Genomic DNA, 23,095 nt, shown 5'->3' with positions numbered 1-23,095 from the left:
ATGGGATCGGGACTCTTCTTCTTCGTGGTCGGGCCGAGCGGCTCGGGCAAGGACACCCTCATCGAGGGGGCGAAGGCGGCTCTCGGTCCCACCGGCCGGTACGTGTTTGCGCGCCGGTCCATCACCCGGCCGGCCGATGCGGGCGGCGAGGCGCACGAGGCGCTGAGCGTCGACCAGTTTGACGCCGCGCTGGCGCAGGGCGGATTCCTGATCCACTGGGAGGCGCACGGGCTCAAATACGGCCTGCGCGCCACGCTGCTCGACGACATGGCCGCCGGGCGCCACGTGATCGCCAATGGCTCGCGGGCCATGGTCGCCGCGCTGGCGGAGCGGGTGCCGCATCTGGTGGTGCTGGAGATCACGGCGCCGGAGGCGGTGTTGGCCGAGCGCCTGAAGGGCAGGGGACGCGAAGGCGCGGAGAACATCGCCGCCCGGCTTGAGCGCAAAGTGCCGCCGTTTCCGGAGAGCGTCACGGTCATTCAGGTGCCGAACGACAGCACGCCACGCGCCGGCATCGAGAAATTCGTCGCTGCGCTTGTCGCGCAGACCGCCCGCCTGAGGCTGGTGCGGATGGCCATCGAGACCGGACGACGAAATGTCGCCTTTCTGGCTCGTGGGAATACCGTTGTGGCCGCGCCGGACTATCTCGGGCCGGGGCGTGTGGACCTGATCGGCGAGGGGCGCAGCATCCGCGCCGAAGTGGCATTGGTGGGCGATGCCTTGCTGCCGTCCGGTGCCGTGGGCCTGTCCTCGGAAGCCTTCGAGGCCCTCGGCCTGCCGGAAGGATCGGAACTGGTCCTCACCCGCACCCCCGTGCCCGAAAGCCGCGCCGCGCTCCGCCGTAAGATCCAGGGCGCGACGCTGGATGAGGGCGCTTATGCGCAGGTGGTGGGAGACATCGTGGAGGGGCGTTATCCCGACAGCGAGGTCGCCGGCTTTCTCGTCGCCGCCGACCGCAGCCTGAGTGACGACGAAGTGCTGGCGCTCGCCAAGGTGCGGGCGAAATTCGCGAGCCGCATCACCTGGGATGAACCCATGGTGGTGGACAAGCATTCCATGGGCGGCATTCCCGGTTCGCGCATCACCATGATCGTGGTGCCCATCGTCGCCGCGCACGGGCTTGCCATCCCCAAGACCTCCTCCCGCGCCATCACCTCGGCGGCCGGCACGGCGGACGCTATGGAGACGCTGGCGCGCGTCGATCTCGACAGCGCCGAGGTGCGCCGCACCGTGGAACGGGCACGCGGCTGCATCGCCTGGAATGGGCGGCTCAGTCATTCGGCCCTCGATGACGTCATGAACGCCATCACCCGGCCGCTGGGGCTCGATTCCACGCGCTGGTCGGTGGCCTCCATCCTGTCCAAGAAACTGGCCGCCGGGTCGACCCATGTGGTGATCGACCTGCCGTTTGGCGCCCGCGCCCGTGTAAAGGGGGCGGGCGAAGCGCACGAGATGGCGCGCCTGTTCGAGCAGGTCGGGGCCGGGCTCGGCCTCACCGTCGAAGCCATTCCTACCGACGGCAGCGCTCCCATCGGGCGCGGCATCGGGCCGGCTCTTGAGGTCCGGGACGTGCTCTGGGTCCTGGAGGATCATTCCGAAGCCCCGCCGGACCTGAAGGAGAAAGCCCTCTTCTTCGCCAGCCGCATTCTCGCCTGGGATCCGGCCGTTGGTCCGGACAGGGCGCGCGCCCGCGCCGAGGAGCTTCTCGCTTCCGGTGCCGCCCGCGCGGCGCTGGAGCGGATCGTGGAGGCGCAGGGGCGCTGGAGCGAGCCGGTGCGTCCCGCCCGCCTCACGCACACCGTGACCGCCCAAAATGACGGACAGGTGAGCGATATCGACGGGTTCGCCGTGGCCGGCATCGCCCGCCTTGCCGGCGCGCCGCTGGACAAGGGCGCCGGCATCGATCTGAAGGCGCGGGTGGGCGACGTGGTGCGCGCGGGAGACCCGCTATTTGTCATCCATGCCTCCACGGCTGCCGATCTCGAGGCGGCGGCGGGCGCCGCGCTGGCGTTCGACGGCTACGGCATCATGATGGACGGGAAAGCATTCCGCAGGATCAATCCGGAGCGGTAGCTCCGTGGCGCAATCTCCGGGCAAGGCCGCCGGAATATAAGGCAGGCTGGACGTAAATGCCGCTTGAAGAAGGCGGCAGGCCAGCTACAGCCTTAGGGAGACGCCACCCGTGACGATCAAGCGCCTGCTATCTCTGTCCATCCTGTGTGTTGCCGCGATAGCCTGCGTGCTATCGATCATGATGGCCGTGCGGCAGTACAACCAGCTCACCCTGAGCCAGGATGCGCGCCTCCGGCTGGAGGTGGTTCGTGCGCTTGCCGACGTGCCGCGGGTTATGAACCCGGAGCGCGGCCTGCTCACGCTCGCCATCCAGACCATGACGAGCGATCAGGTCAGCCGCACCGATCTGCCGGCCTATCGCGAGGCCTCCGAAAAGGCGCTGGCCGCCATCCGCGCCCGCACCGAGGCGACGGTCGGCCAGCTTGCCGACGCGGACGCCATCATCGCGGTGTCGAAGCAGCTCGACGAGGCCTATCGCCAGATCAAGGACACCCAGTCCAGCGCCATGGCCCTGCCCATCAACCAGCGCGGCACGGCGGCCAATGTGGTGACCGACAAGGCGAGCGCCATGAACACGCTCGCGGCGCAGGCGCTCAACACGCAGCTGCGCAAGATGGCGCCCGCCAACGGCGTCGCCTTCGCCTGGGGCAACGTCGGTGCCGCTATCCTGGACCTGCGTGATTACGGCGGACGTCAGGCGGGCATGCTGCAGTCGCTGGTGGCTGCGCACAAGCCGGTGACGCCCGAGCAGCGCATCCAGTTCTACACGTTGCAGGGGCGCGTTGATCAGCTCTGGGGTGGCCTGTGGGAGCTGCGGAACGTGACGGGCGGTGCGCCCTCCTTCAAGCCGGCGCTCGACAAGGCGAACAGCGACTACATCCAGTTCTTCGCCGGCCTGCGGGACGAGATGGCGAAGTATTTCGAGACAGGCGACTTCCCCATCGACGGCAGCACCTATCGCGAGCGCACCTTCCGCATGTGGAACGTCGTCATCGCCCTGCGCGACGCCGCGTTCGAAGGCTCCGAGCTTGCCATCGACAGTGCCATCGCCTCCGCGCGCCAGAACCTGATCCTTTCAGTCGTCGGCCTCGTGGTGGTGGTGCTTGCTGCCCTTGCCGTGCTCGTGGTGGTGCAGCGCCGGGCCATTCGTCCTCTGTTCCAGATGACGGCGGCCATCGGCCGGATCGCCGACGGCGAGCTGGAGACCGAAATCCCCGGTGTCGGCCGTAAGGACGAGATCGGCCACATGGCCAGCTCCGTTCAGGTGTTCAAGGACAGCCTGCTGCGCAACAGCGCGCTGGAAGCGGAAACCGCCGCCGCCCGAGCGCGTTCGGAGGCCGAGCGCCGCGATGCCATGCAGCAGCTCGCGGATCTGTTTGAGACCAATGTGGGAGGCATCATCGGCGCCGTGGGGGCTTCCGCCGACCAGCTCAAGGCCTCGGCGCAGGTGCTCTCGCAGAGCGCCGACGACACCGCCGGCCGCTCGAACACCGTTGCCGCTGCGGCCGAGCAGGCGGCGGCGAACGTCAACGTCGTCGCCTCCTCTGCGGAGGAACTCGGCAGCTCCGTGCAGGAAATCCGCCGGCAGGTGCAGCAGGCAGCGGACGTCTCCATGACCGCCGTGAACGAGGCGCATGCCACGGGCGAGATCGTCCGCGAACTCTCGCTGGCTGCGGCCAAGATCAGCGACATCCTGAACCTCATCAGCTCGATCGCCGGCCAGACCAACCTCCTTGCCCTCAATGCCACCATCGAGGCGGCGCGCGCGGGTGAGGCAGGCAAGGGCTTCGCAGTGGTGGCGAGCGAGGTGAAGGAACTCGCCGACCAGACGGCCAAGGCCACCGCCGAGATCTCGGGGCAGGTGGGCGCCATCCAGTCCACCACCGGCAAGGCGGTGGATGCCATCGGCCGTATCGCCACCACCATTCAGGAGATGAACACCTACGCCAACGCCGTCGCGGCGGCCGTGGCGCAGCAGGGTGTCGCCACCGGCGAGATCGTGCGCAGCGTCGCGGAAGCGTCCGCGGGCACGAGCGAGGTGACCGGCAACATCACCGGCGTTGCACAGACCGCGCAGAGCGTGGGGTCTGCAGCGGGGCAGGTGCTGACGCTATCCTCCGACCTCCAGGGCCAGGCGCAGGCGCTGAGCGCGGAAATGGCGCGCTTCCTCCAGACGGTCCGGGCCGCCTGAGCCGCATCGCCCCGCAAGAGACACGCAGCGGGCGGCTTCGGCCGCCCGTCTGCGTTTCAGGCCGATGGGGCCGGAATGTGCGCCGCCTGACCGCCCCAGACCTGTGAGAGGAAATCCACGAACACTTGAACGCCAGGCGACTGCGTCGGGCTGATCCAGGCGGCGCAGGTGAGAAGCTGGTCCGGCGTGTCCTCGATCTCGCGGATGACGATGCCCCGGCGCTGGAGGTTGCGCACACAGCTCGCATAGAGGCTGATGCCCGCCCCGGCTGCCACGAGGCCGAAGATGCCTTCCGAGGAGGAGGCTTCCTGCACGATGTCCGGCACGAAACCGGCCCGGTGGCAGAGCGCGAAGAGCTGGTTGCGGAAGGCGCCCCAGTTCTCGCCGGACCCGAGCACGAAGGGCTCGCGGGCGAGATCCGACAGGCGCAGGTTGCGCACGTTCGAGAGCGGGTGGGTGGTCGGCAGAAGGACCACGTAGCGGTCGCGGTCAAAGGTGTAGCTGGCGAGCCCCGGCTGGTCCACGGGGCCGATGAGGAAGCCGATGTCGATGCGGTCCGCCAGCAGCGCCTCATACTGTTTCAGCGTCGCGATGAAGGACAGTTCAAGCCGGATGTCCGGCCGCATGCGGCTGAAGCTGCGCAACAGTTCCGGCAGGCGCCCGTTGATGGCGAAATCCATGTAGGCGATGCGCAGGATGCCGGTCTCGCCCTTGGCGGTACGCCGGGCGATGGACACCGCGCGGTCGAGCCGGTCCATGGCGAGCGCGCATTCCCCGAGGAAGGCCTTGCCGGCTTCCGTCAGCTCCACGGTACGCGTGGTTCGGCGGAAGAGGGGAACGCCCACCTCCCGCTCGAGCTCGCCGATCAGCCGGCTCATGCCGGGCTGGGTCATGTTCAGCCGTTCCGCCGCCCGGCCGAAATGCAAGGTCTCGGCGAGGACGATGAAGCTCCGAATGTGGCGCAGGTCGAAACGCATCCGGAATTCATACCAAAAACCATATCAATAGCGAAGAAATTAGAATTTCCCATTCTCGATCGAACGGCCCCATCGTTGCGGTCAAGCGCAGCAACAACAGCGCGAACCTCCAGAGGACGACAGCGATGGCTTTCGATGCGGAACTCGACGCAGCCCTTTCGGCTGCCTTCGGCAAGGCGAGCGAACTCTACCAGCGCAACGGCTTCCAGCGCCGTGTCGGCTTCGGCCGGCGGCCCGCACTGATCAATGTGGATCTCGCCAATGCCTGGACGCGCCCCGGCAATCCCTTCACCTGCGAGAAGATCGACGAGGAGATCATTCCGGGCGTGCAGGCGCTGCTGGCCGCGTGCCGCCGCAACGGCCATCCCGTGGTTCATGTCACGACCTGCTATCAGGTGACCGACCGCGCCAGCGATGCCACGGACATGGGGCTCTGGCACCAGAAGATCCCGGTTGAAGTGGTGGCTCAGGACAAGCCGGACCTCTGGGCCATCGACAGCCGCATCGAGCCGGTGCCGGGCGAACAGGTTCTCATCAAGAAGCGCGCCTCGGCCTTCCACGGCACCTATCTCGCCGGCTTCCTGCGCGCCAACAATGTCGACACCATCCTTGTCACCGGCGTCACCGCCTCCGCCTGCGTGCGCACGACGTTGTGCGACGGGCTTGCGGAAGGCTTCCGCACCATTGCGGTGAAGGAATGCATCGGCGATCGCGTGCCGGGTGCGGTGGCCTGGAACCTGTTCGATATCGACGCCAAGTTCGCCGATGTGGAGCCCCTGTCGCGCTGCATCGCCTATCTGGACGACGTGGGTACGCGCGCTGCCGCCTGAGGCCGGTCCGTCCACGAGGCGCGCGCTCCGTGCGCGCCTCTTCGCCACGCACGCATCATAAAAATCCAGAGGCGGACATGACGAAGACGACTACTCACTTTTCTGCGCCCTTTTCGCGCCGCTCTGTCCTCGCGGGCCTTGGCCTTGCTGCCGGCAGCGCCGCGTTCGGCCTGCCCCGTGGCGCCGCCGCCCTTGAGGGCACGCTTGTGGTCTCCAACTGGGGCGGCGACTGGAACGAACGCACCATCAAGTTCGTCGAGGCGCCGCTGGTGGAAAGCCAGGGCATCAAGATCGTCCGGGACCTCGGCATGGAGCCGGAGCGCAAGGCCAAGCTCATCGCCGAGAAGCGCCTGCGCCGCGGCACCATCGACGTCATCCATATCAATGAGGGCGACAGCGTCGAACTGAACGGTCAGGACGTGCTGGCCGACATCGATTTCGCCAAGGTGCCGAACTATGCGGATGTGGTCCCCGCGCTGAAGTCGAAGCCCTTCTTCGTGCCTTGGCTCTATAGCGGCGTGACGCTCATCTACAACAAGGACAAGGTGCCGAACCCGCCGAAGTCCTATGCGGAGTTGTGGGACAAGAAGTGGGTCGGTAAGCTCGGCCTCACCAACCAGCTTTATTTCAACTATGTGATGATGGCCGGCCTGATCAAGGGCGGTAACGTCACCAATACGGAAGAGGGCAAGAAGCGCCTCATCGAGCTGAAGGAGCTGACCCAGCCGCGCATCTATGCCGCCCATCAGCAACTGGCGGCGGGCCTTGCCAATGGCGAGGTGGACATCGCCATCAATTACAAGGCGCGCGGCCTCCAGTGGGCCAATGATGGGGCGCCGCTCGCCATCCAGTATCCGGCCGAGGGCGCCATCGCCGTCATGTTCGGCGCGGCCCTGCCCAAGCGGGCCCCGAGCCCGGAGCTGGCCTATGTCTATTTCAACGCCATGCTCGATCCCAAGGCCATGGCGGGCCTCGCGGGCGCCAGCTTCTACGCTCCGGCCAACGCCAAGGCAGCCCTTTCGCCCGAGCTGAAAGCGAAGATCGACTTCACGGCGGCGGAGGCAGCGGCGCTCAAATTCCCCGATTATGAGCACGTGGCCAAGAATACGGCCGAATGGCTGGAGTGGTGGAACAAGAACATCGCCCGCTGAGCCGCGACATGCCCGCCTCAGCGATGAACGGTCAGATGGAAATGGATGTGCCCGCGCCTCGCGCGCGGGCCGGCGTCCGCGTGTCGCCGGCCTTCGGGCTGGCGGCGCCGGCCACGCTCTTCGTGCTGCTCGGGCTGGTGGCGCCGCTAGCGCTGATGTTCCGCTATAGCCTCAACCGCTTCGTGCCGGGCCAGATGATGGTCGAGGCGCTGACCCTCGCCAATTATCAGAAGTTCTTTTCCGACAGCTTCTATCAGGAGGTGCTGGGCACCACGCTCTGGGTGTCTGCCCTCTCCACCGCCCTGTGCCTGCTGGCAGGCTTCCCCGTGGCCTACGCGCTAGTGCGCCACGCCGGGCCGAAGTGGAAGCCGCGCCTGCTCATCCTCATCATCCTGCCGCTGCTCATGGGCAATGCGGTGCGCACCGCCGCCTGGATGGTGATCCTCGGCGACAAGGGCCTGTTCAATGCCGCACTCGGCAGCGTGGGCCTCTCCGCCGTCAAGCTGATGTACACGCCGACCGCCGTCGTCATCGGCCTCGTCTCCGTGATGCTGCCCTTCATGATCGTGACGCTCCAGAGCGTGCTGGAGGGCATCGACGAGAATCTGGAGGCGGCCGCAGCCAGCCTCGGCGCGCCGCATGGGGTGGTGCTGCGCCGGGTGGTGCTGCCGCTGGCGCTGCCGGGCCTCCTCGCCGGCACCATGCTGTGCTTCATCCTCTCGATGAATGCCTATGCGACGCCGGTGCTGATCGGTGGGCCGACCTTCCACATGATGGCGCCCACCGTCTACCAGCAGGTGGCCAAGGCCATGAACTGGCCCTTCGGCGCCGCGCTCGCTTTCGTGCTGATGGCCGTCACCCTGTTCCTCACCACCACCGCCAATGTGCTCGTGCAGCGGCATTACCGGAAATGGAGCGAGTGATGGGCGCGCTTGCCATCCGCCGCATCTATGCCGGCCTCTCCGCCACCGTGCTCGCCTTCGTGCTGCTGCCGCTGGTCGCCATCGTCTGGGTGAGCTTCTTCGAGAACCGCATCCTCTCCTTCCCGCCCACCGGCTACACCTTGTCCTGGTATGCGCGGGCCTGGGAGCAGGAGGCCTTCCGCAACGGCTTCCTCACCAGCGTGGAGACGGCGTTGTGCGCGGTCATCATCTCTCTCGGGCTTGGCGTTCCGGCGAGCCTTGCGCTGGTGCGTTATCGCTCCCCGGGGCGCGATGCCATCCAGACGCTGCTGCTGGCGCCTATGGTGGTGCCCGGCATCGTCGGCGGCGCGGCGCTGTTCATCGCCTTCATCGAGCTGGAGGTGCTGATCGACCGGGACGTGACCGGCACCTTCGGCGGCCTGCTGGTCGCCCATGGCCTCATCGCGCTGCCCTGGACGGTGCGACTTGTCACGGCAGGCCTCGCGGGCGCCAACAGCTCCTGCGAGGAGGCGGCATCCTCGCTCGGGGCGACGCCCTTCACGGTGTTCCGGCGGGTGACGCTGCCGATGATCCGCCCCGCCATCGTCGCGGCGGCGCTGTTCTCCTTCGTCATCTCCTTCATCGATCTGGAGAAGTCGATCTTCCTCGTGGGGCCGGGCCGCACCACGCTCCAGATCGCGCTCGTCTCCTATCTGGAGTGGAACCTCGATTCCACGGTCGCCGCCGTCGCCACCGTCCAGATCCTCATCATCGGTACGCTGCTCATCGTCAGCGACCGCTACGCCAAACTTGCCCGCGCCTTCTGAGCGCCGGGCTGCGAACACGGGTGCTTCCATGTCCGAGGTCGTTCTCCAGTCCATCGTCAAGCGCTACGAGCACATGGTCGCCGTGGACCATGTCTCCCTATCTATCGGGCAAGGGGAACTGGTGGCGCTGCTCGGCCCCTCCGGCTGCGGCAAGACCACGACGCTGCGCATGGTCGGCGGCTTCGTGCCGGTGACCGAGGGGCGCATCATGGTGGGCGGGCGCGACGTCACCCACCTGCCGCCGCACAAGCGCAACATGGGCTTCGGCTTCCAGAATTACGCGCTGTTCCCGCACATGAGCGTCGCGCAGAACGTCGCCTTCGGCCTCGAGATGCGCAAGGTCTCCAAGGTTGACATCGCCGCGCGGGTGAAGACGGCGCTGGACAAGGTGCGCCTCGGCCACCTGTCGGAGCGCCTGCCCAAGCAATTGTCCGGCGGCCAGCAGCAGCGCGTGGCGCTGGCCCGGGCGCTGGTGATCGAGCCGGACGTGCTGCTGCTCGACGAGCCGCTCTCCAACCTCGATGCCCAGTTGCGGCAGGAGATGAAGCTGGAAATCCGGCAGATCCAGCGGTCACTCGGCATAACCACCATCTTCGTAACCCATGATCAGGACGAGGCGCTCTCAGTGTCCGACCGGGTGGTGGTGATGCGCGCCGGGCGCATCGAGCAGGAGGGCTCGCCGGACGAGGTCTTTGCCACGCCGAAATCCCATTTCGTGGCCGAATTCATGGGGGTGACGAACCTTCTGCCGGGGCGCCCCGACACCGGGGGCTTCCGGCTCGCGACGGGCGAGGTGGTGCCGGTCGCCGGCCCGCCGCCGGGCAAGGAGGACGTGGCCCTCGGCGTGCGCCCCGAACGGATCGTCATCGCGGTGGGCGAGGGCGGGCAGGGCCATCTGCCCGGCCGGGTGGAACTGGCCACCTATCGGGGCCTCGTCATCGATTATCAGGTGCGGGCCGCCTCGGGCCTCACGCTCACCGCCCGCTGCCCCTCGCCGGCCGCCGGCGGCCCAAGCCCGCTGAACGCGGGTCAGCCGGTTCATGTCTCCTGGCAGCCGGAGGCGGCGGTTCTCGTGCCGCTCTGAGCTTCCGGTCTCAGTCCGTTCTCCATTTTTTCAAGCGAAGGAAGAGTATCGTGTCGACGCTTCACGACAGCCTGATCGTCATTGACGGCCTGATCATTTCCGATTTCAGCCGCCCGGTTTTCGAGGACATGCGCAAGGGCGGCCTGACGGCCGCCAACTGCACCTGCTCGGTGTGGGAGAACTTCACCGAGACCATGCGCAATATCGCCAAGTGGAAGGCCGATTTCCGCACCCACGCGGATCTCATCACGCAGGTCTACACCTCCGAGGACATCCTCCGCGCCAAGGCGGAGAACAAGACGGGCATCATCCTCGGCTGGCAGAACACCAGTGCCATCGAGGACCGCATCGAATATCTGCCGCTGTTCCACGAACTCGGCATCCGCATCATCCAGATGACCTACAACACCCAGAACTGGGTGGGCTCGGGCTGTTACGAGAGCCGCGACAGCGGCCTTTCCGACTTCGGCCATGACGTGGTGGCCGAGATGAACCGCCTCGGCATCCTGTGCGATCTCTCGCATGTGGGGCCGAAGACCTCCGAGGACGTCATCAAGGCCTCCAAGCAGCGCGTGGCCTATTCCCACTGCCTGCCGTCCGGCCTCAAGGAGCACAAGCGCAACAAGAGCGACGAGCAGTTGCGCTTCATCGCCGAGAAGGGCGGCTTCGTCGGCGTGACCATGTTCCCGCCCTTCCTCAAGAAAGGCCCGGCCGCGACGGTGGCCGATTATGTCGAGGCGATGGAATACGTCATCAACCTCGTGGGCGAGGATATCGTCGGCGTCGGCACCGACTTCACGCAGGGCTATGGCCAGCCCTTCTTCGACTGGATCACCCACGACAAGGGTTTCGGCCGCAAGCTCACCGACTTCGGCGCCGTCATCAATCCCGAGGGCTTCCGCGAGATCGGCGACTTCCCGAACCTCACCGCCGCCATGGAGCAGCGCGGCTGGTCCACCGGCCGGATCGAGAAGGTGATGGGTGGCAACTGGTTGCAACTCCTGAAGGACGTGTGGGGCCGCTGAGGCCCCGCTCATCCCGCCGCAACAGAAGGAGCCGTCCGTGGCCAAGCCTGAAATCGAACTCGACGTCGATCCGGAAACGGGGCGCTGGTACGCCGACCAGATGCCCATGATCCTGGTGCCCCAGCATTTCTACAACAACAACCACTTCGCCATCGAGGCGGAGATCGGCGCGGAGGCCTTCAATTCCGCCTTGGCGCCCGCCGGGCACAAGTCGGCCTATGTGTGGTGCAAGAAGCAGAGCGAGGTCTATGGCCTCAGAGGCGTCGATGTGTTCGCCCACTACATGAAGCGCCTGTCCCAGCGCGGCTGGGGCAAGTTCTCCATCCTCGCCATCGATCCGGCGGCGGGCACGGCCACCGTGCGGCTCGACCATTCCTCCTTCGTCACGGACGAGACGCGAGGGGCGGGGCGCAAGCTCTGCTACATGTTCGCGCCCTGGCTCGCCGGTGCCCTCGAATTCGTCTGCGAGCAGGCGGGCGCGCCGCGCAAGCTCCAGTCGGCCGAGACGCAATGCGCCGCGGAAGGCCATGCCTTCTGCCTGTTCGAGGTGACGCCGGCCGCCTGATCCGCCGCCGATTTCCAACGCCAACGATACCAGAACGCGCCTCAAGGCGCGCAGGCCTTCGCTCAACTCAAGAAGGGGAACAGACAATGACGGACAAGATCCGCCTCAGCCGCCGCACGGCGCTCAAGGGGCTCGGGATGCTCGCCGCCGCGCCGCTGGCGGCACCAGCGGTGATCACCCGCTCGCTCGCCGCGGGCGAGACGCTGGTGGTCTATAATTTCGACGGCCTGCTCGGAAAGGTCATCAAGGACCACTGGATCGATCCCTTCACCCAGAAGACCGGCGTGAAGGTCGAGGTGCTCACCATGCAGGGTTCCTCGCCGCCCATGGCGAAGATCAAGGCGCAGGTGGATGCGGGCCGGCCCGATGCCGATGTCATCCCCATGCAGATGACGGACTATGTCTTCGGCGTCCGGAACAACCTGTTCCAGACCATCGACGCGAAGGACATGCCGGAATATGCCAACCTCTATCCCAGCTACATCACCCCGCACGGGCCGAAGCTGGTGCTGTGGAGCTATGGCATCGGCTACAACACCGAGAAGGTGAAGACGCCGCCCACCAAATGGGCGGATCTCTGGGACCCGCAGTACAAGGGCAAGGTGGCGCTCAACGAGGCCCTGTTCGATCAGGCCCTCGAAATGGTCAATCTCGTCGTGAAGGGCAAGCCCCTGCCGGTGGACGATGCGACCTTCGCCGCCCTCACCAAACTGCGGCCCAACCTTGCCACCCTCTGGACGACCGGCGCGCAGGCGGAGCAGCTGATCCGCTCGGGCGAGGTTTCGCTCATCGCCGTGTGGAACGGGCGCGTCTATCCGCTGAAGGATCAGGGCGTGCCGATCGATTTCGTCAGCCCGCAGGAAGGTTTCTTCACGCGCGCCGATCCCTTCTGCATTCCGCGCGGCGCCCGCAATCCGGATCTCGCCAAGGCCTTCATCAACTTCTCCTGCACCGTCGCCCCGCAGCAGGCGATGGCCGAGAAGCTGTTCTACGCCTCGCCCAACAAGAAGGTCGTCTATTCGCCGGAGATCGCCAAGCGTGTGGTCGTCTCGACGCCCGAGGAACTCGCCCGCGCGGTGCCGGAGGATTACGAGGCTATCGTCGACAATCTGCCCGAATGGCGCCGGCGCTGGGATGCGTGGAAGCAGAGCTGAGCGGAGATCATCCATGGCGCTCCGCACCGGCCGGCGGATCTTCTGGTGGGGGCTCATTGCCCCCACCTTCGTCCTCTATGCCCTGATCTTCTTCGTGCCGCTTGGCATCCTCGGCTCCGAGAGCCTGCATGCCGGCGCCGGCGGCGGGCTGACCTCCGCCAATTACGCCGCCTTCTTTACGGATGGCGTCACGCTTTCCATCTTCTGGCGCACGGTGCGGCTGTCGCTGCTCATCACCGCCGGGTGCATACTGTTCGGCTATCCGCTGGCGCTGTTCATGCGTCGCGCCGGGCCCGTCCTGCGGCTCGTAGCGCTCACCATCGTCATCTCGCCGCTGCTCACCAGCGTCGTGGTGCGCAATGTGGCCTGGTTGCTGGTGCTGGGGCGCGAGGGCATGGTGAATGCCCTGCTGCGCCAGAGCGGTCTCATCGATGGCCCGCTGCCGCTCCTCTACAATACGTTCGGCGTCGTCGTGGGCGTGACCCACGTCTATCTCGCCTTTCTGGTGATGCCGGTCTTTTCCTCGCTGCTGTCCATCGACCCGTCCGTCGAAGATGCGGCGGCGAGCCTTGGCGCCTCGCGCACCACGGTCTTCTGGCGCGTCACCTTTCCCTTGAGCCTTCCGGGCCTGATCGCGGGGACAACGCTCGTTTTCGTCTTGTCCATGGGCGTCTATCTGACGCCGGTGATCATGGGCGGCAGCTTCGTCACCACTTTGCCGATGGTCATGACCGACCTCGTGCGCAACCAGTTTGGCTGGAGCCGGGCGGCGGCCTTCGCCATCGTGCTGCTCGCCTTCATCCTCATCGTCCTTGGCCTGTCGAGCCGGGCGGAGAAGCGCATCGAGCGCATGCGCGGGGAGGGCGCCTGATGACCGACGCCAAGCGGCCCCTGGGCCTCCTCGTCAGCATCGTCGCCGTGGCGGTGATGATCTTCCTCATCCTGCCGCAGGTGATCCTGCTTATTCAGTCCTTCACCGCCGAGGACTATCTGTCTTTCCCGCCGAAGGCCTACGGCCTGCGCTGGTACGGCTTCATCTTTCAGGATGACACCTGGCGGAAGGCGGTCGGCACCAGCCTGATCGTTGCCGGCGTGGTGACGCCGCTGGCGCTGCTGTTCGGCACGGCGGCGGCACTCGGCCTCGACCGCGGACCGCTCATCACGCGCAAGGCGTTACGCACCCTGCTGGTCTCACCCATGGTGCTGCCGCACGTGGTGCTGGGCATGGCCATCTACCGGGTGTTCCTGCCGCTGCGCTTCGACGACACGCTGATGGGCTTCATCGCCGCCCATCTGGTGCTGTGCATCCCCTATGTGATCGTCACCGTGGGCGCGAGCCTTCAGGCCTTCGACCGCTCGCTGGAGCAGGCGGCAGCCAGTCTCGGTGCGCCTCTGCCGGTGGCGCTGTGGCGGGTGACACTGCCGATCATCCGGCCCGGTCTCATCGGCGGGGCGGTGTTCGCCTTCATCACCTCGTTCGACGAGTTCATCGTCACCTATTTCCTCGCGAGCCGCATGACCACGGCGCCGATCCAGATCTTCTCCAGCCTCTCCTACCAGTTGGAGCCGTCCATTGCGGCGGTCTCCGGCCTGACGCTGGTCGTCACCGCGGCGCTGTCCGGCCTGCTGATCCTGCGCGGCGGCGTGGCGGGCAAGGGGGGAGGTTTTGCCGCATAGCAGGGGCGCTGCACCGGCGCTTGCGGGGGGCGCCGGCGTTTTGTATCGCCTGACCATGGATCGGGATGACGACCGCTTCGTTTCGGCGCATCGTCCCGCCACCACTTGGGGGATGCGCATGGAACGCTTGCAGGCCGTGGGCCTCGCGCTTCCGGGAGACGAGAGCGGGCCACGCCGGTTGACGGCCGCGAGCGTCGTCTACCATCAGTTGCGGGACGAGATCGTATCCCTGAAGCGCGTTCCCGGCGAAGTGATCGCCGAAAAGGAGATCGCGGCGGCCCATGGGCTCAGCCGCACGCCGGTGCGCGAGGCGCTGCTGCGGCTCGCGGACGAGGGGTTGGTGGAGATCGCCCCCAAGTCCGGCACCTATGTCTCCCGCATTCCTCTGGCGAGCCTGCACGAGGCCATGATCGCCCGCGCGGCGCTGGAGGACGTCACCGCCCAGGCGGCCGCCGAAAAGGCGAGTGCGGCGGACCTCAAGCGGCTCGACGCGGTGATCGCGGACGAAATGGCCGTGGCGGCGCGGGGCGACCATCGCGCCTTCCATGCGGCGGACGATGCCTTGCACCAGACCATTGCCGAGATCGCGGGCCTGCCCGGCATCTGGCGGCTGGTCCTGCATCTCAAGACGCAGGTGGACCGCTGCCGTCATCTGAGCCTGCCTCATCCCGGGCGGATGGACCGGGTGATCCGCGAGCACAGCGAGATCGTCGCTGCCATCGCAGCCCATGACGTGGAAGCGGCCTCGGCCGCCATGCGACGGCACGTGAAGACGCTGCACGGCAGCCTCGGCCTGATCCGGGACGTCAATCCCGACTATTTCGACGCCGATCCCCGCGAGGTCATTGGGGGCTGACGGGCGTCGGCGCGGCCAGCCGATCCATATAGAGCCGGACCTGTGCGGCCTCCGCAGCGCTGGGCGCAAGATCGAGGCTTCGTGCATAGGCCGCGTGGGCCTCTTCCCGTGCGCCGAGACGCTCCAGCAGATGGCCGAGAACCGCGTGGTAATGGAAATAGCTGGCGAGCGCCTGCGCCAGCGGCGCGATCCGCGCCAGACCTTCGGTGGGACCTTTCGCCCGCGAGAGCGCCACCGCGTGGTTGAGGATGACGACCGGCGTCGGGTCCATGTCCGCAAGCACGCCATAGAGTTGCTCGATCTGAACCCAGTCCGTGCGATCGACATCCGGCGCGCGGGCATGCAGGGCCGCAATGGCGGCCTGAAGCTGATAGGGACCGGGCCGGTGCATGCGGAAGGCGCGGTTGGTGAGGGCCGTGCCCTCGGCGATGGCGGCGCGGTTCCAGAGGCGGCGGTCCTGATCCTCCAGCAGAATGATGGCCCCGTCACCGCCGAAGCGGGCGGGTGCGCGGGCGTCATGGAGGAGCATCAAAGCGAGGAGCCCGAGCACCTCAGGCTCCTCGGGGAAGAGCTGCGCCAGAAGGCGGCCGAGCCTTATGGCTTCCAAGCAGAGGGGCGCCTTGCGGCCGCTTTCCTGCGCGGATGCCGAATGGCCCTCGGTGAAGATGAGATAGACCATGGCCGAGACGGCGGACAGGCGCGCCTGCCGCTCGCGCGGTGCGGGCGTCTCGAAGGGAAGGCCGGCCTGGGCCACCCGGCGCTTGGCGCGTGTGATCCGCTGTTCCATCGCCGCTTCGCCCATGAGAAAGACGCGGGCGATCTCCGGCACGCTGAGCCCGCAGACCACGCGCAGGGCCAGCGCGATCTGATGCGCCGGCGCCAAGTCAGGATGGCAACAGATGAACAGGAGGCGCAGCACATCGTCGCCGAGGCCGGTCCGGTCGAGGGCGTCCGCGCGCCGGTCTTCCTCGTCCGGCGTCGCGGGCCCCAGATGCTCGGTCGGCAGCCCCGCCTCTCGGGCGTGCCGGCGGAGCCTGTCGATGCCGGCATTGCGGCCGACCCTCACCAGCCACGACGTCGGATCGTGGGGCGGGCCGCGCTCCGGCCAGTGGGCGAGGGCGCGCAGGCAGGCCTCCTGAAAGGCGTCTTCCGCCCGGTCGAGCGTGCCCAGCCCGCGTAACAGCGCGGCCATGGCGGCGGGGGACGCGGCCCGAAAGGCCGCATCCATGGAGTCGCGATCCCCGCGAAGGCTTGGGCGCGGCTCTTTCGCCTGTGCGACCTCGTCGTCCGTCACCGTCACATGTATTTGCCGTGCTGGCCTTCGATGGCGGCCGTGAGGCGCTCCACTTGCGCTTCCACCTCCGGGGTCACCACCTCGCCGAAGTCCGAAAGCGCATAGAAGGGGCGGATTTCGAGATCGGAATCCGAGAGCTGCGGATTGGGGCAGCGCTTGGCCCATTCCACGGCCTGCGCCATCGACTCCACCTCCCAGATCCAGAAGCCGGCGACGAGTTCGCGCGTCTCGGCGAAGGGGCCCTCGGTCACGGTGCGCTGGTCGCCCGAAAAACGGATGCGCACCCCTTGCGAGGACGGCTTCAGTCCCTCGCCCGCGACCATGATGCCGGCTTTCACCAGTTCCTCATTATAGGCCATCATGTCCTCCAGCAGCTTGGCCGGAGGCAGGGCGCCCTGCTCGCTGTTCACGTCCGCCTTCACCAGAACCATTACGCGCATCCTGTCCTCCTCTAGATGATGCGCCCCAAGGACGTCCGGCCGGCTCGCAAACCGACACTGCGCCGCAATTTTTTCCGGGCGCCTCTTCTCCACCTTTGCCGGCTCCCGGAGCCGCAGGGCGGGATGCTTTTGTCTATCACATGTCGCAAGGTTGGTTTAAGTCCTGCGATGTCGTCGACCCAAGATGATCAGAACGAGACGGCAGAGTCCAAGTTTCACTGAAATAAAGGGGAACGCCACATGCCACATGGAGACTTCAGCTGGTACCAGCTCTGCACCACGGACGTGGAGGCCGCCGGTGCATTCTACCGTCGCCTGCTTGACTGGCAGGGGCGAGATGCGGGGATGCAGGGCATGACCTACATCCTCCTGTCGAAGGACGGTGTCGATGTCGGCGGCATGATGGCGCTGCCGGAAGACGTGCTGAAGGCCGCCATCGGCCCCTACTGGATGGGCTATGTGGAGGTGGAGGATGTCGATGCCACCGCCGCCCGCGTGTCGGCTTCCGGCGGCATCATCCATTCCCCGCCGGCGGACATTCCCGACGTCGGCCGCTTTGCGGTGATCGGCGATCCGCAGGGCGCGGTGCTGTCGCTGATCCACTGGAACGAAGGCAACGCGCCGCCGCCCGCGCCGGCGAACCGTATGGGTGCGGTGGGGTGGCACGAACTCGCCGCCAGTGACTGGCCGGCGGTCTTCCCCTTCTATGCGGAGCTGTTTGGCTGGACCAAGGGCGAGCCCATCGACATGGGGGGTATGGGCACCTACCAGCTCTTCGAGCACGGTGGGCGGGCCATCGGCGGCATGTTCAACAAGCCGCCGGAGATGCCGGCGCCCGGCTGGCTCTATTATGCGCAGGTGCCCGACATCGCTGCGGCGGTGGCGACCATCGCCGCGGAAGGCGGGCAGGTGCTTCACGGGCCCATGGAAGTGCCGGGCGGCGCCTGGATCGCGCAGGGTCGCGATCCGCAGGGCGCCTATTTCGCCGTCGTCGCCCCGCCGGCGGGCGAGATGACCTGACGCGCCTCAGGCCGGGAAATTGGGATTGGCGGGACGCTGCAGGCCGAGGTGGTCGCGCAGCGTCGTGCCCTCGTAATCGGCCCGGAACAGGCCACGTTCCTGAAGGAGGGGCACCACAAGATCGGTGAAATCCGTAAACCCCTCGTGGAAATAGGGCGGCATGACGTTGAAGCCGTCCGCCGCTTCGGTCTCGAACCAGTCCTGCAACGTGTCCGCCACGCTCTCGGCGGAACCGCACAGCACCCAATGCCCGCGTGCGGCGGCGACCAGATTGTAGAGGTCGCGAAGCGTCATGCTCTCGCGCCGGGCCTTGGCCAGCATCACGCCGGTGAAGGAGTGATAGGTGTCTGCCTTCGGCAGGTCCGGGATGGGACCATCGAGATCGTAAGCGCTCATGTCCACGCCGAAGCGCTCGGACAGCATGCCCAGCGCATTGCTGGCGTTCACATGGCGCATCAGCGCGTTGAGCTTGTCGCGGGCCTCCCGGTCGGTGCGCCCCACCACCGGCATCACGCCGGGCAGCACGCAGACCTCCTCCGGCCGGCGGCCGAGGGCGGGAAGGCGCGCCTTGAGGGCCTGATAGCCGGCGCGCGCCTCGTCAATGTCCTGCACGACGGCGAACACCAGATCGGCGGTGCGTGCGGCCAGTTGCTGGCCAGGTTCCGAGCCGCCCGCCTGCGAAATGATCGGATGGCCCTGCGGCGCCCGACCGATGTTCACCGGCCCCTTCACCTTGAAGAAGGCGCCCTCGTGATCGAGGGGCTTCACCCTGGCGGGATCGATATAGAGCCCGCTCTCCCGGTCGGCGACGATGGCATCGTCCGCCCAGCAGTCCCAGAGCCCCTTCACCGTATCGAGGAATTCGCCGGCGATCTCATAGCGGCGACCGTGGTCGGGATGCTGGGTGCCGAAATTCGCGGCGGCGGCCGGCGCTGCGGTGGTGACGGCATTCCAGGCGGCGCGGCCATGGCTGATGTGGTCGAGGGAAGCGAAAGCGCGCGCCACCGTGAAGGGATCGGAATAGGTGGTGGAGACCGTCGCACCGAGGCCGACGCGCTCTGTTGCCATGGCGACGGCAGAGAGCAGCGTCAGCGGTTCGAGGCGCGCCGTATAGGAGGGATGGGCGGCGGGATCGGCATTGAGATTGTCGCCCATGAAAATGAGGTCGAACTTCGCCCGTTCGGCAGTTCGGGCGATCTCGCACACCGCTTCGATGTCCTGGAAACTGTCCACCGCGCCGGGCATGCGCCAGCCCGCGATGTGGCTGCCCGTGCCCAGCAGGAACAGGCCGAGATGCATCTGCCGTTTCATGATTTCACTTCCAGAAGATGATGCGCTTTTCGGCAAAGCCGATGAGGCCAAAGAAGGCGAGGCTGGCGGCGGAGGCGACGAAGATGGCGCCCCACACCTGCACGAAGTCGATCTGGAGCACCGCCTGATAGATCACCCAGCCGAGCCCGCCATAGGCGCCAAGCATTTCCGTGACGATGGCGACGATGAGAGAGCGGACGGTCGAAACCCGCAGGCCGGCGGCGATCAGCGGCAAAGCGGTGGGCAGGCGCAGACGCCACAGGATGGCGAGCCGCCCGGCCCCGAAGCTGCGCAACAGGTCGACCGAGCGCCGGTCCACCCGGTCGAAGCCGGCAAGGGCGGAAAGGAAGACCGTGAAGCTCACCGCCAGCGCCACCATCACGAACTTCGAGCCCATGCCGATGCCGAACCACAGCAGGATCAGTGGCGAATAGGCCACCACCGGCACGGAATTGATGGCGGTGGCGGCGGGCAGGAGCACAGTGCGGGTGGGCGGGATCAGCGTGATGACGATCGCGAGCCCGATGCCGATGAGCGCGCCGAGGACATAGCCCACCAGCGCCTCGGTGAGGGTGAAGCCGGCGGCGGTGAGAAGGACCGCGCGCTTGGCATAGATGCTGGCGAGGATGTCGCTGACCGCCGGCAGCGTATAGGCCGGCAGGTGAAAGCCCCGCGCGATGCCTTCCCAGGCCAGGACGAACAGCACGATGCCGAGCATGCCGCGCTGGAGCGTGAGGCTGCGCGGCCGGGCGGCGCCGGCCATCTCCGGTGCGTCGCTCATTGCTCCGCCCCCCAAAAGACGAAGGCCCGTTCGGCGGCGGCCACGAGGGCATAGAAGCCGGTGCCGAGCAGGGCGGAGACGAGCAGCGTCGCCCAGATGCTCACGACATTCTCCGTATACATGCCCTGAAGGAGCAGCACGCCGAGGCCCACGGTGTCGCCGAACCATTCCCCCACGATGGCGCCCACGAGGGCGAGCGAGGAGGCCAGGCGCAGCGCCACGAAGATCTGCGGCAGGGCAGTTGGAAATTGCAGCCGCGTGAGCAACTGGAGCGGGCTTGCGCCGAAGGAACGCAGCAGCGCTTCCTGTCGCGGATCGACACTTTCGAGCCCCAGCAGCGTGTTCACCGTCACCGGGAAGAAGGTGAGGTAGAAGGCGATCGCGGCCTTAGCGAGGAGCGTGTTGCCGAACCACAGCACCACCAGCGCGCCGAAGGCGATGACCGGGATGGTCTGGGACACGATGAAGAGCGGGAAGATCAGCTCCCGCAGCGCCCGCGCCCGGAAGAACAGGAGCCCGATCCCGATGCCGAAGACGCCGCCCGCGACGAAGCCGAGGAGCGTCTCGCTGAGCGTGCGCAGGAACCCCTGCACATAAGGCGCGGGCGTCTGCCAGAGGGCGGCGAAGATGACGGTCGGGCGCGGCAGATAATAGGGGCGGATGGCGAAGGCGATGACCAGCGCCTCCCAGGCCGCGAAGACGGCCACGAGAATGGCGAGCCCGCGCAAAAGGCGCAGCAGCGGCAGGAGGAGGCGGAGGGAGGCGCCCGACGGCGGCAGGGCCGGATGGGCGAGGCTGGACGTGCTCATCGCTTCCTATTCTTCGGTGGGCGGGGCCACGGCCGGGGCAGAAGGTGAAAAGGGGCCGGACGCTCGTCCTTGACGCGGATGCCTGCCCCCTCCCAACCCTCCCCCGCAAGCGGGAGAGGGCTTTGCGTCTCGCGGACGTAATGGTGGCACGCATGATCCCGAGGAGAACGGTTTTGGTCCGGGTGCGATCGCCACGCCCTCTCCCGCTTGCGGGGGAGGGTTGGGGAGAGGGCAGGCCGGGCGGTCCGCCTCACGGCTTGCGGTCGGCCAGCGGAATGGCTTCGAGGAAGCTTGTGTTGAAGGTGGCGCCGAGGTCCACGGGCTTGGAGATGACCTTGGCGTTCAGGAACAGGTCCTGCGTGATCTTCACGGAATCCATGTCGATCCAGAACAGGCCCTTCTCCGGCACCTTGCCGGCCACCATCAGCTTCTTGGCCTCGGTGAGCTGGAATTCCTGATGGGCACGGTCGAGGGTCGGGGCGATGGCCATCACCGTATCCACGGCGCCCTTGGGATCGTTGAAGGCGTCCTTCCATCCCTTGATGGAGGCGCGCAGGAAGGCCTTCACCAGCTCCGGCTTCTCCTTCGCGGTGGTCTCCGACACGATCAGCGTGTCACGGGGGAAGGTGATGCCGCTGTCCTCGGCCACGAACGTGCGCAGCTTCTCTTCGCCCATGCGGGTCTTGATGGTGTAATATTCATTGTACCGCGTGGCGGTGATGACATCGACCTGCCCATCGATGAAGGGCGTGACGCTCACCTGCTGCGGCTGGATGGTCACCAGCGAAGGATCGATGCCGTTCTTGGCGAGAATGGCGTTGAGCACATGGTTCGCGCCGGTGAACCAGGTGGTGACGGTCTTGCCCTTGAAATCCTGAATGGTCTTTATCGGCCCGTCGGCGCGAGCGACGAAGACGAAGGGCGTCATCTGGTGGGAAATGCCGATACACACCACCGGCATGCCCTTGTCGCGGGCGGCGAACACGCTGTCGAGGCCACCCGACAGGCCGAACGTGTCGGCGCCGGTGGCGACGAGGTTTTCCGCCAGCAGGTTCGGGCCGCCGGGATTGATGGTGAGGTCGATGCCCTCGTCCTTGTAATAGCCCTTGGCCACAGCGACGTAGAAGCCGGCGAACTGGGTCTGCGGCAGCCACTTGAGGCGCAGCGTCGCCTTGGTGAGATCGGCGGCCCTGGCGGGAGCGGCGCCGGCCCCGCCCATCATCGCAAGCCCCGCGGCGAGGCCGGCCATCACATGCCGGCGGCTCGGACCTGTGCGGCGCGTCTTTTCAACCCGTTCAGTCATCGTCTTCGTCTCCGGAAGGTGTTGGCTGTTATTGGCGGTAGGACGGATCTTCGCGGTCGAGCTGGCGCATGAGCGCGGGCCATTCGCGCTCGCCGGGCACGAGAATGTCGCCCTTCAGCTCCCAGAACTGGCGGGCGGCATGCTCGCAGACCTCATGCGGGGGAATGACGAGCTTCACGCCCGACGCGCAGGCCGCCTGCATGGCGAGCTGGATCTTGGCGGCACGCTCGAAATAATAGAGCAGCATGAAGGCTTCCCCCGGCGTGCGGCCGACGGTGAGGATGCCGTGATTGCGCATGAGCATGACCTTGTGGGGCCCGAGATCGCGCACCAGACGCTGCTGCTCGTCGAGGTCGATGGCGACGCCCTCGTAATCGTGGAAGGCCTGCCGGTTGTAGAAGCGCATGGCGAATTGGCTCAGCGGCAGGAGGCCCTGCTCCTGCCCGGACACCGCCACGCTGGCATCCGAATGGGTGTGCAGCACGCAGACCGCGTCATGGCTGGTCTTGTGGAGCGCCGCATGGATGACGAAGGCGGCCAGGTTCACCTCATAGGGTGTTTCCTGCAGCTTGCGGCCCTCGATGTCGATCTTGACGAGGCTCGAGGCCGTCATCTCGCTGAACAGCAGGCCATAGGGATTGATGAGGAACTGGTTCTCATGCCCCGGCACGCGGCTGGAGATGTGGTTGTAGATGAGATCGTCCAGGCCGAGCTTCGCCACCATGCGGTAGCAGGCGGCGAGCGCGACGCGGGCGTCCCATTCGCTCGGGTCCATGTGCGCCGGGCAGGCGGCGGTGGTGTCGGTCGCGGTCATGGGATGATCCA

Annotated in this window: 22 protein-coding genes; 14 read left to right on the top strand and 8 right to left on the bottom strand. The window is 66.8% G+C overall.

The features are described from left to right. Both phnN and DFO45_RS06625 read left to right on the top strand, forming a co-directional pair. The gene (phnN, locus tag DFO45_RS06630) at positions 1–2,073 is read left to right on the top strand and encodes a phosphonate metabolism protein/1,5-bisphosphokinase (PRPP-forming) PhnN (protein WP_245517974.1); all 2,073 of its coding nucleotides are present in this window, start codon (positions 1–3) and stop codon (positions 2,071–2,073) included. 166 nt (positions 2,074–2,239) lie between these two features. Then, on the top strand, positions 2,240–4,264 hold the full coding sequence (locus tag DFO45_RS06625; RefSeq protein WP_166657065.1) for a HAMP domain-containing methyl-accepting chemotaxis protein: 2,025 nt from the start codon (positions 2,240–2,242) through the stop codon (positions 4,262–4,264). 56 nt (positions 4,265–4,320) lie between these two features. On the opposite strand, the gene DFO45_RS06620 is transcribed toward DFO45_RS06625, so the two are convergent. Next, entirely contained in the window at positions 4,321–5,241 is a 921-nt protein-coding gene (locus tag DFO45_RS06620) for a LysR family transcriptional regulator (RefSeq protein WP_133864257.1), read from the bottom strand. Positions 5,242–5,366: 125 nt separating this feature from the next. On the opposite strand from DFO45_RS06620, the gene DFO45_RS06615 reads away from it, so the two are divergent. The 11 genes from DFO45_RS06615 (at position 5,367) to DFO45_RS06565 (ending at position 15,312) form a co-directional block, all read left to right on the top strand. Further along, positions 5,367–6,071, top strand: coding sequence for an isochorismatase family protein (locus tag DFO45_RS06615; protein ID WP_012170990.1), 705 nt, complete (start codon positions 5,367–5,369; stop codon positions 6,069–6,071). A gap of 77 nt (positions 6,072–6,148) precedes the next feature. After that, positions 6,149–7,222, top strand: a complete 1,074-nt coding sequence (locus DFO45_RS06610) for an extracellular solute-binding protein (protein WP_133864256.1) — start codon at positions 6,149–6,151, stop codon at positions 7,220–7,222. Between the two features lie 8 nt (positions 7,223–7,230). Then, positions 7,231–8,145: an ABC transporter permease gene (locus tag DFO45_RS06605; RefSeq protein ID WP_245517973.1), complete on the top strand. Its 915-nt coding sequence runs from the start codon at positions 7,231–7,233 to the stop codon at positions 8,143–8,145. Then, complete coding sequence (locus DFO45_RS06600; protein ID WP_133864255.1) at positions 8,145–8,951, top strand: ABC transporter permease; 807 nt, start codon at positions 8,145–8,147, stop codon at positions 8,949–8,951. The genes DFO45_RS06605 and DFO45_RS06600 overlap by 1 nt, the downstream gene beginning before the upstream one ends. Before the next feature lie 28 nt (positions 8,952–8,979). Next, positions 8,980–10,035, top strand: a complete 1,056-nt coding sequence (locus DFO45_RS06595; protein WP_133864254.1) for an ABC transporter ATP-binding protein — start codon at positions 8,980–8,982, stop codon at positions 10,033–10,035. Positions 10,036–10,085: 50 nt separating this feature from the next. Further along, entirely contained in the window at positions 10,086–11,060 is a 975-nt protein-coding gene (locus tag DFO45_RS06590) for a dipeptidase (RefSeq protein ID WP_133864253.1), read from the top strand. 37 nt (positions 11,061–11,097) lie between these two features. Then, complete coding sequence (locus DFO45_RS06585) at positions 11,098–11,625, top strand: 4-vinyl reductase (RefSeq protein WP_133864252.1); 528 nt, start codon at positions 11,098–11,100, stop codon at positions 11,623–11,625. An 86-nt stretch (positions 11,626–11,711) separates the two neighbouring features. Then, a complete protein-coding gene (locus DFO45_RS06580; RefSeq protein ID WP_166657064.1) occupies positions 11,712–12,779 on the top strand; it encodes an ABC transporter substrate-binding protein in 1,068 nt (355 codons plus the stop codon). A 13-nt stretch (positions 12,780–12,792) separates the two neighbouring features. Continuing rightward, positions 12,793–13,650, top strand: a complete 858-nt coding sequence (locus DFO45_RS06575) for an ABC transporter permease (RefSeq protein WP_166657063.1) — start codon at positions 12,793–12,795, stop codon at positions 13,648–13,650. Beyond that, on the top strand, positions 13,650–14,456 hold the full coding sequence (locus tag DFO45_RS06570; protein ID WP_133864249.1) for an ABC transporter permease: 807 nt from the start codon (positions 13,650–13,652) through the stop codon (positions 14,454–14,456). Before DFO45_RS06575 ends, DFO45_RS06570 begins: the two co-directional genes overlap by 1 nt. A 118-nt stretch (positions 14,457–14,574) precedes the next feature. Next, on the top strand, positions 14,575–15,312 hold the full coding sequence (locus DFO45_RS06565; protein ID WP_133864248.1) for a GntR family transcriptional regulator: 738 nt from the start codon (positions 14,575–14,577) through the stop codon (positions 15,310–15,312). Here the strand turns inward: DFO45_RS06565 and DFO45_RS06560 are convergent. Continuing rightward, the gene (locus tag DFO45_RS06560) at positions 15,299–16,540 is read right to left on the bottom strand and encodes an RNA polymerase sigma factor (protein WP_133864247.1); all 1,242 of its coding nucleotides are present in this window, start codon (positions 16,538–16,540) and stop codon (positions 15,299–15,301) included. The genes DFO45_RS06565 and DFO45_RS06560 overlap by 14 nt on opposite strands. A 68-nt stretch (positions 16,541–16,608) precedes the next feature. Beyond that, entirely contained in the window at positions 16,609–17,046 is a 438-nt protein-coding gene (locus DFO45_RS06555; RefSeq protein ID WP_012170978.1) for a YciI family protein, read from the bottom strand. Between the two features lie 240 nt (positions 17,047–17,286). Here DFO45_RS06555 and DFO45_RS06550 point away from each other — a divergent pair, with 240 nt between their 5' ends. Next, positions 17,287–18,066, top strand: coding sequence for a VOC family protein (locus DFO45_RS06550; protein ID WP_133864246.1), 780 nt, complete (start codon positions 17,287–17,289; stop codon positions 18,064–18,066). A gap of 6 nt (positions 18,067–18,072) precedes the next feature. Here the strand turns inward: DFO45_RS06550 and DFO45_RS06545 are convergent, their stop codons facing one another. The 5 genes from DFO45_RS06545 to DFO45_RS06525 all read right to left on the bottom strand — a co-directional run bounded on the left by DFO45_RS06545 (position 18,073) and on the right by DFO45_RS06525 (position 23,084). Beyond that, a complete protein-coding gene (locus tag DFO45_RS06545; RefSeq protein WP_133864245.1) occupies positions 18,073–19,377 on the bottom strand; it encodes an LLM class flavin-dependent oxidoreductase in 1,305 nt (434 codons plus the stop codon). A 4-nt stretch (positions 19,378–19,381) separates the two neighbouring features. Then, the gene (locus tag DFO45_RS06540; protein ID WP_245517972.1) at positions 19,382–20,158 is read right to left on the bottom strand and encodes an ABC transporter permease; all 777 of its coding nucleotides are present in this window, start codon (positions 20,156–20,158) and stop codon (positions 19,382–19,384) included. Beyond that, complete coding sequence (locus DFO45_RS06535; RefSeq protein WP_133864244.1) at positions 20,155–20,967, bottom strand: ABC transporter permease; 813 nt, start codon at positions 20,965–20,967, stop codon at positions 20,155–20,157. Before DFO45_RS06535 ends, DFO45_RS06540 begins: the two co-directional genes overlap by 4 nt. 250 nt (positions 20,968–21,217) lie before the next feature. Then, complete coding sequence (locus DFO45_RS06530; protein ID WP_133864243.1) at positions 21,218–22,270, bottom strand: ABC transporter substrate-binding protein; 1,053 nt, start codon at positions 22,268–22,270, stop codon at positions 21,218–21,220. A 28-nt stretch (positions 22,271–22,298) separates the two neighbouring features. Further along, positions 22,299–23,084 carry a class II aldolase/adducin family protein gene (locus DFO45_RS06525; protein WP_133864242.1) on the bottom strand — a complete coding sequence of 262 codons (786 nt, stop codon included), beginning with the start codon at positions 23,082–23,084 and terminating at the stop codon, positions 22,299–22,301. Positions 23,085–23,095 lie beyond the last annotated feature (11 nt).

It is taken from the genome of Azorhizobium sp. AG788, assembly GCF_004364705.1.
Classification (GTDB): domain Bacteria; phylum Pseudomonadota; class Alphaproteobacteria; order Rhizobiales; family Xanthobacteraceae; genus Azorhizobium; species Azorhizobium caulinodans.
This window is presented reverse-complemented; position numbering and strand designations above follow the sequence as displayed.